General features: G+C 55.2%; 23 protein-coding genes. 22 read left to right on the forward strand and 1 reads right to left on the reverse strand.

What is annotated here, in order from left to right; translation table 11 throughout:
• The first annotated feature begins 6 nt into the window (after window positions 1-6).
• The 21 genes from rplP to ACZZZU_RS16980 all read left to right on the forward strand — a co-directional run bounded on the left by rplP (window position 7) and on the right by ACZZZU_RS16980 (window position 11,251).
• Window positions 7-420 (forward strand): 50S ribosomal protein L16, encoded by a 414-nt coding sequence (gene rplP, locus ACZZZU_RS16880; RefSeq protein WP_110618209.1) that lies wholly within the window; start codon window positions 7-9, stop codon window positions 418-420.
• Window positions 420-611 carry a 50S ribosomal protein L29 gene (rpmC, locus tag ACZZZU_RS16885; RefSeq protein WP_002555481.1) on the forward strand — a complete coding sequence of 64 codons (192 nt, stop codon included), beginning with the start codon at window positions 420-422 and terminating at the stop codon, window positions 609-611. Before rplP ends, rpmC begins: the two co-directional genes overlap by 1 nt.
• A 2-nt stretch (window positions 612-613) precedes the next feature.
• A complete protein-coding gene (gene rpsQ / locus ACZZZU_RS16890) occupies window positions 614-880 on the forward strand; it encodes a 30S ribosomal protein S17 (RefSeq protein ID WP_108096530.1) in 267 nt (88 codons plus the stop codon).
• Window positions 881-903: 23 nt separating this feature from the next.
• Window positions 904-1,272 carry a 50S ribosomal protein L14 gene (gene rplN, locus ACZZZU_RS16895; RefSeq protein ID WP_003289207.1) on the forward strand — a complete coding sequence of 123 codons (369 nt, stop codon included), beginning with the start codon at window positions 904-906 and terminating at the stop codon, window positions 1,270-1,272.
• Between the two features lie 11 nt (window positions 1,273-1,283).
• Window positions 1,284-1,598 (forward strand): 50S ribosomal protein L24, encoded by a 315-nt coding sequence (gene rplX / locus ACZZZU_RS16900; protein WP_056836274.1) that lies wholly within the window; start codon window positions 1,284-1,286, stop codon window positions 1,596-1,598.
• A gap of 20 nt (window positions 1,599-1,618) precedes the next feature.
• Entirely contained in the window at window positions 1,619-2,158 is a 540-nt protein-coding gene (rplE, locus tag ACZZZU_RS16905; protein WP_110618210.1) for a 50S ribosomal protein L5, read from the forward strand.
• 13 nt (window positions 2,159-2,171) lie between these two features.
• On the forward strand, window positions 2,172-2,477 hold the full coding sequence (gene rpsN, locus ACZZZU_RS16910) for a 30S ribosomal protein S14 (protein WP_463551252.1): 306 nt from the start codon (window positions 2,172-2,174) through the stop codon (window positions 2,475-2,477).
• A gap of 212 nt (window positions 2,478-2,689) precedes the next feature.
• Window positions 2,690-3,082 carry a 30S ribosomal protein S8 gene (gene rpsH, locus ACZZZU_RS16915; protein ID WP_108096527.1) on the forward strand — a complete coding sequence of 131 codons (393 nt, stop codon included), beginning with the start codon at window positions 2,690-2,692 and terminating at the stop codon, window positions 3,080-3,082.
• Window positions 3,083-3,095: 13 nt separating this feature from the next.
• Window positions 3,096-3,629 (forward strand): 50S ribosomal protein L6, encoded by a 534-nt coding sequence (rplF, locus tag ACZZZU_RS16920; RefSeq protein WP_108096526.1) that lies wholly within the window; start codon window positions 3,096-3,098, stop codon window positions 3,627-3,629.
• Between the two features lie 10 nt (window positions 3,630-3,639).
• Entirely contained in the window at window positions 3,640-3,990 is a 351-nt protein-coding gene (gene rplR / locus ACZZZU_RS16925; RefSeq protein WP_110618212.1) for a 50S ribosomal protein L18, read from the forward strand.
• Between the two features lie 3 nt (window positions 3,991-3,993).
• Window positions 3,994-4,515: a 30S ribosomal protein S5 gene (gene rpsE, locus ACZZZU_RS16930; RefSeq protein WP_108096524.1), complete on the forward strand. Its 522-nt coding sequence runs from the start codon at window positions 3,994-3,996 to the stop codon at window positions 4,513-4,515.
• Between the two features lie 2 nt (window positions 4,516-4,517).
• Window positions 4,518-4,694, forward strand: coding sequence for a 50S ribosomal protein L30 (gene rpmD / locus ACZZZU_RS16935; RefSeq protein ID WP_003176408.1), 177 nt, complete (start codon window positions 4,518-4,520; stop codon window positions 4,692-4,694).
• Window positions 4,695-4,697: 3 nt separating this feature from the next.
• Window positions 4,698-5,132: a 50S ribosomal protein L15 gene (gene rplO / locus ACZZZU_RS16940; RefSeq protein ID WP_108096522.1), complete on the forward strand. Its 435-nt coding sequence runs from the start codon at window positions 4,698-4,700 to the stop codon at window positions 5,130-5,132.
• A complete protein-coding gene (gene secY / locus ACZZZU_RS16945) occupies window positions 5,133-6,461 on the forward strand; it encodes a preprotein translocase subunit SecY (protein WP_122493536.1) in 1,329 nt (442 codons plus the stop codon). It abuts the gene before it with no gap.
• A gap of 28 nt (window positions 6,462-6,489) precedes the next feature.
• Window positions 6,490-6,606, forward strand: coding sequence for a 50S ribosomal protein L36 (gene rpmJ / locus ACZZZU_RS16950; RefSeq protein ID WP_002555468.1), 117 nt, complete (start codon window positions 6,490-6,492; stop codon window positions 6,604-6,606).
• Between the two features lie 131 nt (window positions 6,607-6,737).
• Window positions 6,738-7,094, forward strand: coding sequence for a 30S ribosomal protein S13 (gene rpsM, locus ACZZZU_RS16955; protein WP_108096520.1), 357 nt, complete (start codon window positions 6,738-6,740; stop codon window positions 7,092-7,094).
• 30 nt (window positions 7,095-7,124) lie between these two features.
• Entirely contained in the window at window positions 7,125-7,514 is a 390-nt protein-coding gene (gene rpsK / locus ACZZZU_RS16960; protein ID WP_002555466.1) for a 30S ribosomal protein S11, read from the forward strand.
• Between the two features lie 17 nt (window positions 7,515-7,531).
• Window positions 7,532-8,152 carry a 30S ribosomal protein S4 gene (gene rpsD, locus ACZZZU_RS16965; protein ID WP_122493535.1) on the forward strand — a complete coding sequence of 207 codons (621 nt, stop codon included), beginning with the start codon at window positions 7,532-7,534 and terminating at the stop codon, window positions 8,150-8,152.
• A gap of 22 nt (window positions 8,153-8,174) precedes the next feature.
• The gene (locus ACZZZU_RS16970; RefSeq protein WP_108096518.1) at window positions 8,175-9,176 is read left to right on the forward strand and encodes a DNA-directed RNA polymerase subunit alpha; all 1,002 of its coding nucleotides are present in this window, start codon (window positions 8,175-8,177) and stop codon (window positions 9,174-9,176) included.
• 42 nt (window positions 9,177-9,218) lie between these two features.
• Complete coding sequence (rplQ, locus tag ACZZZU_RS16975; RefSeq protein WP_108096517.1) at window positions 9,219-9,605, forward strand: 50S ribosomal protein L17; 387 nt, start codon at window positions 9,219-9,221, stop codon at window positions 9,603-9,605.
• A 197-nt stretch (window positions 9,606-9,802) separates the two neighbouring features.
• Window positions 9,803-11,251 (forward strand): catalase, encoded by a 1,449-nt coding sequence (locus tag ACZZZU_RS16980; protein ID WP_463551253.1) that lies wholly within the window; start codon window positions 9,803-9,805, stop codon window positions 11,249-11,251.
• A gap of 58 nt (window positions 11,252-11,309) precedes the next feature.
• Here the strand turns inward: ACZZZU_RS16980 and ACZZZU_RS16985 are convergent, their stop codons facing one another.
• Window positions 11,310-11,771, reverse strand: coding sequence for a tRNA (cytidine(34)-2'-O)-methyltransferase (locus ACZZZU_RS16985; RefSeq protein WP_463551254.1), 462 nt, complete (start codon window positions 11,769-11,771; stop codon window positions 11,310-11,312).
• 21 nt (window positions 11,772-11,792) lie between these two features.
• Here ACZZZU_RS16985 and ACZZZU_RS16990 point away from each other — a divergent pair, with 21 nt between their 5' ends.
• Window positions 11,793-12,212, forward strand: a complete 420-nt coding sequence (locus ACZZZU_RS16990) for a hypothetical protein (RefSeq protein ID WP_463551255.1) — start codon at window positions 11,793-11,795, stop codon at window positions 12,210-12,212.
• Window positions 12,213-12,301: the final 89 nt, after the last annotated feature.

Below are 12,301 nucleotides of genomic sequence, written 5' to 3' on the forward strand. Positions count from 1 at the left end.
CGCCAAATGTTGCAACCAAAGCGTACGAAGTTCCGCAAGCAGATGACAGGCCACAACCGTGGTCTGGCACAGCGCGGTAGCAAAGTCAGCTTCGGCGAGTTCGCGCTGAAGTCTGTTGCCCGCGGTCGTCTCACCGCCCGTCAGATTGAGTCCGCTCGTCGTGCTCTGACTCGTCACGTAAAACGTGGCGGGAAAATCTGGATTCGCGTGTTCCCTGACAAGCCTGTTACCAAGAAGCCTCTCGAAGTGCGGATGGGTAAAGGGAAGGGTAGCGTTGAATATTGGGTAGCCCAGATCCAGCCAGGCAAAGTCCTGTACGAGATCGAAGGCGTTTCCGAAGAGCTGGCGCGTGAGGCTTTCGCCCTGGCTGCTGCAAAGCTGCCGCTCGCCACCTCCTTTGTTAAACGGACGGTGATGTGATGAAAGCGAATGAACTTCGTGAAAAATCAGCACAGCAGCTGAACGAGCAACTGCTCGGCCTGCTGCGCGACCAGTTCAATCTGCGTATGCAGAAAGCAACTGGTCAGTTGGGGCAGTCTCACCTGCTCTCGCAAGTTAAGCGCGACATCGCTCGCGTGAAGACTGTGCTTAACCAGCAGGCAGGTAAGTAATCATGGCTGAAGCTGAAAAAACTGTCCGTACGCTGACTGGCCGTGTCGTCAGCGACAAGATGGACAAGACCATCACCGTACTGATCGAGCGTCGCGTTAAGCACCCGATCTACGGTAAATACGTGAAGCGTTCGACCAAATTGCACGCCCACGACGAGACCAACCAGTGCCACATCGGCGACAAAGTCACTATTCGTGAAACTCGTCCGATGGCCAAGACCAAAAATTGGGCACTGGTTGAAGTCGTTGAACGCGCAGTGGAAGTCTAAGGACTAGGGGTCGGAGAAATTATATGATTCAGACTCAATCCATGCTCGATGTAGCTGATAACAGCGGCGCTCGTCGTGTTATGTGCATCAAGGTGTTGGGCGGTTCGCATCGTCGTTATGCCGGCATCGGCGACATCATCAAAGTTACCGTCAAAGAAGCAATTCCGCGCGGTAAAGTGAAGAAAGGCCAAGTGATGACTGCAGTAGTAGTCCGCACGCGTCACGGCGTTCGTCGCCCTGACGGTTCGATCATTCGCTTTGATGGCAACGCTGCTGTTCTGCTGAACAACAAGCAAGAGCCGATCGGCACCCGTATCTTTGGGCCCGTGACCCGTGAACTTCGCTCTGAGAAGTTCATGAAGATCGTCTCGCTCGCCCCTGAAGTGCTGTAAGGAGATCCGACATGCAAAAGATTCGTCGTGACGACGAGATCATCGTGATCGCCGGCAAAGACAAAGGTAAGCGTGGCAAGGTGCTCAAGGTTCTCGCTGACGACCGTTTGGTCGTTGGTGGGATCAACTTGGTGAAGCGCCATACCAAGCCGAACCCTATGTCGGGCGTTCAAGGCGGTATCGTCGAGAAAGAAGCGCCTCTGCACGCTTCTAACGTCGCCATTTTCAACTCTGAAACCAGCAAGGCTGATCGCGTTGGGTTCAAAGTAGAAGAAGGCAAAAAAATTCGTGTCTTCAAGTCGACCCAAAAAGCGGTTGATGCTTGAACACTGCTAGGTAGAAGACCATGGCACGACTAAAAGAGATTTATCGGAAAGAAATCGCTCCGAAGCTTAAGGAAGAACTCAAGCTCTCGAACGTGATGGAAGTTCCGCGCGTTACCAAAATCACCCTAAACATGGGTCTTGGCGAAGCGATCGGTGACAAGAAAATCATCGAACACGCGGTAGCGGATTTGGAAAAGATCACCGGTCAGAAAGTCGTTGTGACTTATGCCAAGAAATCCATCGCGGGCTTCAAAGTTCGTGAAGGTTGGCCGATCGGCGTGAAAGTGACCCTGCGTCGCGAACGTATGTACGAATTCCTGGATCGTCTGCTTTCGATCTCCCTGCCGCGCGTGCGTGACTTCCGCGGCCTGAATGCCAAGTCCTTCGACGGTCGTGGCAACTACAGCATGGGCGTTAAAGAGCAGATCATTTTCCCGGAAATCGATTACGACAAAATCGACGCGCTGCGCGGTCTGGACATCACCCTGACCACTACTGCTCGTACGGATGATGAAGGTCGCGCCTTGCTGCGTGCTTTCAAATTCCCGTTCCGCAACTGATCGGAGTAGGAACATGGCCAAGACAAGCATGAAAAACCGCGAGCTGAAGCGTCAGCAAACGGTTGCCAAGTACGCCAAAAAGCGTGCTGAGCTGAAAGCTACCATCGTTAATCCGAACGCCAGTCCGGAAGCTCGTTGGGAAGCGCAGATCGCTCTGCAAAAGCAACCACGTGACGCCAGCGCTTCGCGCCTGCGTAACCGTTGCCGCATCACCGGTCGTCCGCACGGCGTGTACCGCAAGTTCGGCCTCGGCCGTAACAAGCTGCGCGAAGCTGCAATGCGCGGTGATGTGCCAGGTCTGGTGAAAGCCAGCTGGTAAGTCGAAGTCTCGACAAACCGGGGTCGGCTCTTTACGGAGTTGGCCCTGGTACAGAGCAAAAATGAATCAAGCCCCTTTTGGGGCTTGATTCATTTTTAATCAGTCTCTAGAATGCTCGGCTCGCCTGAGCCTGGCTTTTATATGCACGGCATTTTTCTAGCGACATGCAGTAGCCGTTTGGCTAATTCTTTTGTTTCAGGAGCACCTAGCCCATGAGTATGCAGGACCCGTTAGCGGACATGCTAACTCGTATCCGTAATGCCCAGATGGCTGAAAAGTCCGTCGTAAGCATGCCCTCTTCCACGTTGAAGGTGGCTGTAGCCAAAGTCCTGAAGGACGAAGGTTACATCGCGGGTTTTCAGATCAGCAGCGACGTCAAGCCGCAGCTGTCCATCGAGCTGAAATATTTCGAAGGCCGCCCGGTCATCGAAGAAGTGAAGCGCGTCAGCCGTCCAGGCCTGCGCCAGTACAAGTCCGTTGATGATCTGCCGAAAGTTCGTGGCGGTCTCGGCGTTTCCATCGTCTCCACCAACAAAGGTGTGATGACGGATCGTGCTGCGCGCGCTGCCGGTGTCGGCGGCGAAGTGCTCTGCACCGTGTTCTAAGGGGGGAACAAGCATGTCTCGCGTTGCTAAGAACCCCGTTAAGCTGCCAGCTGGTGTCGAGATCAAACTCGCCGGCCAACAGCTCTCGGTGAAGGGTGCCAAAGGCGCTCTCGAACTGAACGTTCATTCGTCCGTTGAAATTGTTGAGGAAGCTGGTGAGTTGCGTTTCGCTGCTCGCAATGGCGACCAACAAACTCGTGCAATGGCCGGTACCACCCGTGCGTTGGTGAACAACATGGTAATCGGCGTCAGCCAAGGCTTCGAGCGCAAGCTGCAGCTGGTTGGTGTTGGTTACAAGGCTCAGGCTAAAGGCGAAATCCTTTCCCTGGCACTTGGCTTCTCGCACCCGGTGGATTACGAACTTCCACAAGGCGTAACCGCAGAAACTCCTAGCCAAACCGATATCCTGATCAAGGGCATCGACAAGCAGCTGGTAGGTCAAGTGGCCGCTGAGATCCGTGACTTCCGTCCGCCAGAACCTTACAAAGGTAAAGGTGTGCGTTACGCAGACGAAGTCGTCCGCCGTAAAGAAGCGAAGAAGAAGTAGGGCATAGCAAATGACCGACAAAAAAGTTACTCGACTGCGTCGCGCTCGCAAAGCACGCCTGAAAATGCACGAGCTAGAAGCCGTGCGTCTCTGCGTGTACCGCTCTTCGCAGCACATTTACGCCCAGGTCATCTCGGCCGACGGCAGCAAAGTCTTGGCAAGCGCTTCGACTTTGGACAAGGATCTGCGTACTGGTGCCACTGGCAACATCGACGCGGCCACGAAAGTTGGCCAACTGGTTGCTGAGCGTGCGAAAGCCGCTGGCGTCACTCAGGTGGCATTCGACCGTTCTGGCTTCAAGTACCACGGCCGCGTCAAGGCGCTGGCTGATGCTGCTCGTGAAGGCGGGCTGGAGTTCTAAGTTATGGCAAATAACGATCAAAGACGCGACAGCCGTGACAACGGCAACGACGAAGGCTACATCGAGAAACTGGTTCAGGTTAATCGTGTAGCTAAAACCGTAAAAGGCGGCCGTATCTTCACTTTCACCGCGTTGACCGTGGTGGGTGATGGCAAGGGCCGTGTAGGTTTCGGTCGTGGCAAGTCTCGCGAAGTACCAGCTGCTATCCAGAAAGCGATGGAAGCTGCTCGTCGCAACATGATTCAAGTGGACCTTAACGGCACTACTCTGCAATACGCAATGAAGTCTGCCCATGGCGCCTCCAAGGTATACATGCAGCCTGCTTCTGAAGGTACCGGTATCATCGCTGGCGGCGCTATGCGTGCTGTCCTCGAGGTTGCTGGCGTGCAGAACGTATTGGCCAAGTGCTACGGCTCGACTAACCCGGTAAACGTGGTTCACGCCACTTTCAAAGGTTTGAAAGCTATGCAATCCCCAGGTTCTATTGCTGCCAAGCGCGGCAAGAGCGTCGAGGAGATCCGCTGATCATGGCTACCGTTAAAGTTACGCTGATCAAAAGCATGACCGGCCGCATCCCTAACCACAAACTGTGCGTTAAGGGTTTGGGTCTGCGTCGCATCGGTCACACTGTAGAAGTCCAGGATACTCCCGAGAATCGCGGGATGATCAATAAGGCTTACTACATGCTGCGAGTTGAGGGTTAACACATGTACCTGAACGATCTGAGTCCTGCGCCGGGTTCCCGTCGCGAGAAGCACCGTCCGGGCCGTGGTATCGGTAGCGGTTTGGGTAAGACTGGTGGCCGCGGCCACAAAGGTCAGACCTCCCGCTCCGGTGGCACCATCGCTCCGGGCTTTGAAGGCGGTCAACAGCCGCTGCATCGTCGTCTGCCGAAGTTCGGCTTCGTCTCCCTGAAGGCTATGGATCGTGCAGAAGTTCGCACTTCCGAGCTGAATAAAGTGGAAGGCGATGTTGTGACTTTGCAGTCCCTGAAGGATGCCAACCTGATTAATCAAAACGTACAGCGCGTGAAAGTGATGCTGTCCGGTGAGATTACTCGTGCGGTGACCCTCAAAGGTATCGCGGCCACCAAAGGTGCGCGCGCGGCTATCGAAGCAGCTGGCGGCAAATTCGAGGAATAAATGGCTAAGCAAGGTGCTCTCTCAGCGCTCAGCAATGGCGGGTTATCCGAGCTCTGGGCTCGTCTGCGCTTTCTCCTGTTGGCGATCATCGTCTATCGGATAGGTGCACACATCCCAGTTCCAGGTATCAACCCGGACCGGCTGGCGGATCTGTTTCGGCAGAACGAGGGGACCATTCTTAGCTTGTTCAACATGTTTTCCGGCGGCGCGCTGGAGCGCATGAGCATTTTTGCACTGGGGATCATGCCGTATATTTCGGCATCGATCATCATGCAGCTCATGACTGCTGTTAGCCCGCAGCTGGAGCAGTTGAAGAAGGAAGGTGAATCTGGCCGTCGCAAGATTAGCCAGTACACCCGCTACGGCACCTTGATTCTGGCGTTTGTACAGGCAACCGGCATGTCCGTTGGCCTGGCTGGTCAGGGTGTAGCGTTCTCGGGCGATTTCGGCTTTCACTTCGTGGCAGTCAGCACATTTGTTGCTGGTGCCATGTTCATGATGTGGCTGGGTGAGCAGATCACTGAGCGCGGTGTCGGCAACGGCATCTCGATGTTGATCTTCTCAGGTATTGTCGCTGGTTTGCCGCGTGCAATTGGGCAGTCTTTCGAGTCTGCGCGTCAGGGTGATATCAACATCTTCGCTCTGGTTGCAATCGGCCTTCTCGCGGTAGCGATCATCGGTTTCGTGGTGTTCATTGAGCGTGGCCAGCGTCGTATCGCTGTGCATTACGCCAAGCGTCAGCAGGGCCGCAAGGTTTTCGCTGCACAGACGAGCCACTTGCCGCTGAAGGTAAACATGGCCGGCGTTATTCCGGCGATTTTTGCCAGTAGCCTTCTGTTGTTCCCGGCTTCGCTGGGTGCCTGGTTTGGTCAGTCTGCAGGTTTGGGCTGGCTTCAGGATGTTTCGCAGGCTATCGCTCCTGGTCAGCCGTTGAATATTTTGCTGTTTAGTGCGGGGATTGTTTTCTTCTGCTTCTTCTACACAGCGTTGATGTTCAACCCGAAAGACGTAGCGGAAAACCTGAAGAAGTCTGGTGCCTTTATTCCTGGCATCCGTCCAGGTGAGCAATCGGCGCGCTATATCGATGGCGTGTTGACTCGCTTAACCATGTTCGGTGCTTTGTACATGATGGCTGTTTGTTTGCTGCCCCAGTTCCTGGTGGTTGCCGCAAACGTGCCGTTCTACCTTGGCGGGACCTCGTTGCTGATCGTGGTAGTGGTTGTGATGGACTTTATGTCCCAAGTACAATCGCACCTCGTTTCGCACCAGTACGAATCCCTGATGAAGAAAGCCAACCTGAAGGGCTACGGCAACGGCATGCTCCGTTAATGTGTCCATAAGGTTCGAGGAGTTGGTGATGAAAGTTCGTGCATCGGTGAAAAAGCTGTGCCGCAACTGCAAGATTATTCGCCGTGAAGGTGTCGTGCGAGTTATCTGCAGTGCAGAACCGCGTCACAAACAGCGCCAAGGCTGAGTGTGATCAAAAGCTATAAGCCCGGCAGCTAGTGCGCTGTCGGGTTGCTTATTTGTTATTACAGCGTTAATATCTCGCGCCCTTTTCTTGGCTTCCGGGGCGTAGGTAGCTGTCAATTGGAGTTTCATTGAATGGCCCGTATTGCAGGCGTCAACATTCCAGATAACAAGCATACTGTTATCTCGCTGACCTACATCTTCGGTGTTGGTCGCACAACTGCGCAAAAAATTTGCGCAACCACCGGGGTTAACCCGGCGGCAAAGATCAAAGATCTGAGCGATGAGCAGATTGAGCTTCTGCGTGGCGAAGTGGCAAAGGTAAACACCGAAGGTGACCTGCGCCGTGAAGTCAACATGAAAATCAAGCGCTTGATGGACCTGGGTTGCTACCGCGGCCTTCGTCACCGTCGCGGCCTTCCGGTCCGTGGCCAGCGTACCAAGACCAACGCACGTACCCGTAAGGGTCCGCGTAAGCCGATCCGCAAGTAATCGCGCCCGCGAATCGACAGGAATCTAGTCATGGCAAAACCTGCTGCTCGTCCTCGTAAAAAAGTCAAAAAGACAGTGGTTGATGGCATCGCCCACATCCACGCGTCTTTTAATAACACCATTGTGACCATTACCGATCGTCAAGGTAACGCCCTTTCGTGGGCTACCTCTGGTGGTTCGGGTTTCCGCGGTTCACGCAAGTCCACTCCGTTCGCTGCTCAAGTAGCTGCTGAACGTGCTGGTCAAGCTGCGCTGGAATATGGCCTGAAAAACCTCGACGTTAACGTCAAGGGCCCAGGTCCAGGTCGTGAGTCCGCTGTCCGTGCTTTGAACGGCTGCGGTTACAAGATCGCCAGCATCACCGACGTGACGCCAATCCCGCATAACGGGTGCCGTCCGCCGAAGAAGCGCCGCGTGTAATCAGGAGACGATAGATAATGGCTCGTTACATTGGTCCAAAATGCAAACTGGCGCGTCGTGAAGGCACTGACCTGTTCCTGAAAAGCGGCGTTCGCGCCCTGGAATCGAAGTGCAACATTGAAGCTGCCCCTGGTATCCACGGTCAGCGCCGCGGTCGCCAATCCGACTACGGTACCCAACTGCGTGAAAAGCAGAAGGTCCGTCGTATCTATGGCGTGCTCGAGCGTCAATTCAGCGGTTACTACAAAGAAGCTGCCGGCAAGAAAGGCGCTACTGGTGAGAACCTGCTGCAACTGCTCGAATGCCGTCTGGATAACGTTGTATACCGTATGGGCTTTGGTGCTACCCGTGCCGAATCACGTCAGCTGGTTTCGCACAAAGCGATCAGCATCAACGGTAAAACTGTAAACATCCCGTCCTACCAGGTTCGTGCTGGTGACGTGGTTGCAGTTCGCGAGAAATCGAAGAATCAGCTGCGCATTGTTCAAGCTCTTGAGCTGTGTGCCCAGCGTGGCCGCGTTGAGTGGGTCGATGTTGACACTGAGAAGAAGTCGGGCGTTTTCAAGAACGTTCCAGCTCGCAGTGACCTCTCGGCTGACATCAACGAAAGCCTGATTGTCGAGCTCTACTCCAAGTAAGGGCTAGAAAATAGGTGCATCCATGCAGATTTCGGTAAATGAGTTCCTGACCCCCCGCCATATTGATGTGCAGGTGGTCAGTCCGACACGCGCTAAAATCACTCTCGAGCCTCTCGAGCGTGGTTTTGGCCACACGTTGGGCAACGCGCTGCGTCGCATTTTGTTGTCCTCAATGCCTGGCTGTGCAGTAGTCGAGGCCGAGATTGACGGTGTACTCCACGAGTACAGCGCCATCGAAGGTGTACAGGAAGACGTAATTGAAATCCTGCTCAACCTGAAAGGTCTGGCTATCAAGTTGCACGGTCGTGACGAAGTGACTCTGACACTGGCGAAGAAGGGCTCGGGCGTTGTTACCGCTGCCGATATTCAGCTGGATCATGATGTCGAGATCGTCAACGGTGATCACGTTATTGCCAACCTGGCTTCTAACGGCGCACTGAACATGAAGCTGACTGTGGCTCGTGGTCGCGGCTATGAGCCTGCTGATTCGCGTCAGAGTGATGAAGACGAAAGCCGCAGCATTGGTCGCTTGCAGTTGGACTCTTCTTTCAGCCCCGTACGCCGTGTTGCGTACGTTGTTGAAAACGCCCGTGTTGAGCAGCGTACTAACCTTGACAAGCTGGTTATTGACCTGGAAACCAACGGTACCCTGGATCCTGAAGAGGCCATCCGCCGCGCTGCAACCATTCTGCAACAGCAGTTGGCTGCGTTCGTCGATCTCAAAGGTGACAGTGAGCCAGTGGTGATCGAGCAGGAAGATGAGATCGATCCGATCCTGCTGCGTCCGGTTGATGACCTGGAATTGACCGTTCGTTCGGCCAACTGCCTGAAGGCGGAGAACATCTACTACATCGGCGACCTGATTCAGCGCACCGAAGTAGAGCTGTTGAAAACTCCGAACTTGGGCAAAAAGTCCCTGACTGAGATCAAGGACGTGCTGGCCTCTCGTGGTCTTTCTCTCGGTATGCGCCTGGACAACTGGCCACCGGCAAGTCTTAAGAAGGACGACAAGGCGACTGCCTGATCGTCGTAATCACCGAACGTAAGTTTGGTAAGGAATAGAACCATGCGTCATCGTAAGAGTGGTCGTCACCTGAGCCGCACTAGCGCTCACCGCAAGGCCATGTTTCAAAACATGGCGGTGTCGCTGTTTGAGCACGAGCTGATCAAAACGACCCTGCCTAAGGCCAAGGAACTGCGTCGCGTAGCCGAGCCGCTGATTACCCTGGCTAAAGAAGATAGTCTGGCTAACCGTCGTTTGGCCTTCGACCGTACTCGTTCGAAAGCCATCGTTGGCAAGCTGTTCAACGACCTGGGCAAGCGCTACGCCACCCGTCAGGGCGGTTACCTGCGTATCCTCAAGTGCGGTTTCCGCGCTGGCGACAATGCTCCAATGGCTTATGTTGAGCTGGTTGACCGTCCGGTCGGCGGCGCAGCAGTAGACGCCGAGTAAGTCGTAGGTTGTAAGAAAAAACCGGGCCTGGCCCGGTTTTTTTATGCCCGAAGAAAGCCTCTCTATCGAAATGGCGCTGAGTGAAAGAATTTACCTATCGATAGCGTTAGGTTAATGAATTGGGTCCTTTCGATAGCGGTCTTTAATATCTCCGTCAACGCCGGGCGACACCGGATGAAATGACCAGGAGAGCACCAATGAGCGAGTCCCCTATCCTCACAACCGCAAGCGGCGCGCCGGTTGCAGATAACCAGAATTCTCGCACCGCAGGCGCACGCGGCCCGCTGTTGTTGGACGACTTCCATCTCGTCGAGAAACTCGCCCACTTCAATCGTGAGGTTATTCCTGAGCGTCGCGTGCATGCCAAGGGCTCCGGCGCATACGGAACCTTCACGGTTACCCGCGATATTACTCAATACAGCTATGCCAATCTGTTCAGTGCGATCGGAAAGCAAACGCCCATTTTCCTGCGTTTTTCTACGGTGGGCGGCGAGCGTGGCTCTGCTGACACCGAACGCGATCCGCGCGGTTTTGCGTTGAAGTTCTATACCGAAGAAGGCAACTGGGACATCGTCGGCAACAATACCCCAGTGTTTTTTATTCGCGATCCATTGAAGTTTCCCGACTTCATTCACACCCAAAAGCGCCTGCCGCAGAGCAACCTTAAGAGTCCGCAGATGATGTGGGATTTCTGGTCGCTTTCGCCTGAATCGCTGCACCAGGTAACCATTCTGTTTTCCGACCGCGGTATCCCAGACGGTTATCGGTTTATGCATGGCTTTGGTAGCCACACGTTCAGCCTGATCAACGCTAACGGCGAGCGTCACTGGGTGAAATGGCATTACAAGAGTCAGCAAGGCATCAAGAATCTGGCGCCCGCTGATGCTGCTCGCTTGGCCGGCACCGACCCGGACTACGCCCAGCGCGACCTGTTCGGTGCCATCGAGCGCGGCGAGTTTCCGAAGTGGACTGTGTGCATTCAGGTGATGTCCGAGACGCAAGCCGCTGCCCATCGCGAGAATCCGTTCGACGTGACCAAAACCTGGTCGCAGAAGGAGTTTCCGCTGATCGAGGTCGGCGTGATCGAGCTGAACCGTAACCCGCAGAACTATTTTGCCGAGGTCGAGCAGGCAGCGTTTGCGCCGAGCAACGTGGTGCCAGGTGTGGGGTTGTCGCCCGACCGCATGCTGCAAGGCCGCGTATTCGCTTACGCCGACGCCCATCGCTATCGCATCGGCACTAACCACCAGCAGTTGCCAGTAAACGCGCCTAAATCGCCGGTGAATAACTACCAACGAGATGGCTCCATGCGCTTCGATGGCAACGGTGGGGCCGCCACGCACTACGAGCCGAACAGCTACGCCAGCGCGCCGAAACAAGCGCCGCAGTATCGTGAGCCTGCGTTGGCGTTGGAAGGCGCGGCCGACCGTTACGACCACCGCACCGACAGCGATTACTACAGCCAGGCAGGAGCGCTGTTCCGCTTGATGAATAGCGATCAACAAGCGTTGCTCATTAGCAATATCGCGGGTGCGATGCACAGCGTTACTCGAGACGTACAGCTGCGTCAGCTCCAGCACTTCACCCAGGCCGACCCAGCGTACGGGCGCGGTGTGGCGAAGGCGCTCGGTTTAAACGTGGAATAACCGTTACGCAAAAAAAAAGAGGCGCCTTTCAGGGGCGCCTTTTTTATTCGCGAGGTAATCAGTCCAGGCCAAACCCCAGCTGACGCCAACCTTCATAAACAGCCACCGCTACTGTATTCGAGAGATTTAGGCTTCGGCAGCCCGGTCGCATTGGCAGGCGCAGCCGTTGCTCGGCCGGCAGCGCCTCCAGCACCTCAGCTGGCAATCCCCGGCTTTCCGGGCCAAACAACAGCGCGTCGCCTTTGGCATAGGTGGCCTCGTGGAAAGGGCGAGATGCTTTGGTGGTGTACGCGAATAACCTGGGGTGGCCCAAGCTTTCCAAGCAGCTGTTCAGATCTGCGTGGCGCGTAAGCGTCGCGTATTCGTGATAGTCCAAGCCCGCACGACGCAGACGCTTGTCGTCCAGCTCGAAACCAATCGGTTCGATCAGGTGCAGACTGCATCCGCTATTGGCGCAGAGCCTGATAATGTTGCCGGTATTGGGGGGGATTTCCGGTTGAAACAAAATCACGTGAAACATGCACGACTCCGACTTGAGGGCGTGGACGATTTTACCCCTGTGGAGCCCGATCCGCGGCCAAAATTATTGCTCCGGGTAATCGCCTCGCTCGCGCTGTTCGGTTTTCTGGTGGGAATGATGATTGGCCGCCTCGGTGATCCGCAGCCCATAATGTTGGAGAAGGTCCAAGTCGTTTCAGGCGGCCTTGAGCTGCTGTTCGATACCGAACCAAAAGTGACCGCCGAGCACGTGGATGGTGCGCTGGTAATGCGCTTTGATGCCGAAGGCAGCTCGCGACAAGGGCAGCTGCAACTCGACGGTAAGAACGTCAATTGGCGGCTTTTGCGAAGTAAGGGTGGGTTGCTGCTTAACTTGGTGGCGGCCCGTCCGCTGCGTGCCCAGTGGCACGGTACAGCGGAGGGTGGGAGCTGGCGGCTGGTGATCAGCCTTGCTGCGGAGTGACGGTTGCGGGTTGAACCGCAGAATAAAAAAGGGGAATCCCCGGCCTGCCTGTACCAAGGTCCCCGAAAACTGGGGGTGTTTCGTGTTGC

Source organism: Pseudomonas sp. AC136, assembly GCF_979258585.1.

Bases quoted from the DNA above. Each gene is read 5' to 3' on its own strand.
- rplP (WP_110618209.1), top strand. From the start codon at position 7: ATGTTGCAACCAAAGCGTACGAAGTTCCGCAAGCAGATGACAGGCCAC.
- rpmC (WP_002555481.1), top strand. From the start codon at position 420: ATGAAAGCGAATGAACTTCGTGAAAAATCAGCACAGCAGCTGAACGAG.
- rpsQ (WP_108096530.1), top strand. From the start codon at position 614: ATGGCTGAAGCTGAAAAAACTGTCCGTACGCTGACTGGCCGTGTCGTC.
- rplN (WP_003289207.1), top strand. From the start codon at position 904: ATGATTCAGACTCAATCCATGCTCGATGTAGCTGATAACAGCGGCGCT.
- rplX (WP_056836274.1), top strand. From the start codon at position 1,284: ATGCAAAAGATTCGTCGTGACGACGAGATCATCGTGATCGCCGGCAAA.
- rplE (WP_110618210.1), top strand. From the start codon at position 1,619: ATGGCACGACTAAAAGAGATTTATCGGAAAGAAATCGCTCCGAAGCTT.
- rpsN (WP_463551252.1), top strand. From the start codon at position 2,172: ATGGCCAAGACAAGCATGAAAAACCGCGAGCTGAAGCGTCAGCAAACG.
- rpsH (WP_108096527.1), top strand. From the start codon at position 2,690: ATGAGTATGCAGGACCCGTTAGCGGACATGCTAACTCGTATCCGTAAT.
- rplF (WP_108096526.1), top strand. From the start codon at position 3,096: ATGTCTCGCGTTGCTAAGAACCCCGTTAAGCTGCCAGCTGGTGTCGAG.
- rplR (WP_110618212.1), top strand. From the start codon at position 3,640: ATGACCGACAAAAAAGTTACTCGACTGCGTCGCGCTCGCAAAGCACGC.
- rpsE (WP_108096524.1), top strand. From the start codon at position 3,994: ATGGCAAATAACGATCAAAGACGCGACAGCCGTGACAACGGCAACGAC.
- rpmD (WP_003176408.1), top strand. From the start codon at position 4,518: ATGGCTACCGTTAAAGTTACGCTGATCAAAAGCATGACCGGCCGCATC.
- rplO (WP_108096522.1), top strand. From the start codon at position 4,698: ATGTACCTGAACGATCTGAGTCCTGCGCCGGGTTCCCGTCGCGAGAAG.
- secY (WP_122493536.1), top strand. From the start codon at position 5,133: ATGGCTAAGCAAGGTGCTCTCTCAGCGCTCAGCAATGGCGGGTTATCC.
- rpmJ (WP_002555468.1), top strand. From the start codon at position 6,490: ATGAAAGTTCGTGCATCGGTGAAAAAGCTGTGCCGCAACTGCAAGATT.
- rpsM (WP_108096520.1), top strand. From the start codon at position 6,738: ATGGCCCGTATTGCAGGCGTCAACATTCCAGATAACAAGCATACTGTT.
- rpsK (WP_002555466.1), top strand. From the start codon at position 7,125: ATGGCAAAACCTGCTGCTCGTCCTCGTAAAAAAGTCAAAAAGACAGTG.
- rpsD (WP_122493535.1), top strand. From the start codon at position 7,532: ATGGCTCGTTACATTGGTCCAAAATGCAAACTGGCGCGTCGTGAAGGC.
- ACZZZU_RS16970 (WP_108096518.1), top strand. From the start codon at position 8,175: ATGCAGATTTCGGTAAATGAGTTCCTGACCCCCCGCCATATTGATGTG.
- rplQ (WP_108096517.1), top strand. From the start codon at position 9,219: ATGCGTCATCGTAAGAGTGGTCGTCACCTGAGCCGCACTAGCGCTCAC.
- ACZZZU_RS16980 (WP_463551253.1), top strand. From the start codon at position 9,803: ATGAGCGAGTCCCCTATCCTCACAACCGCAAGCGGCGCGCCGGTTGCA.
- ACZZZU_RS16985 (WP_463551254.1), bottom strand. From the start codon at position 11,771: ATGTTTCACGTGATTTTGTTTCAACCGGAAATCCCCCCCAATACCGGC.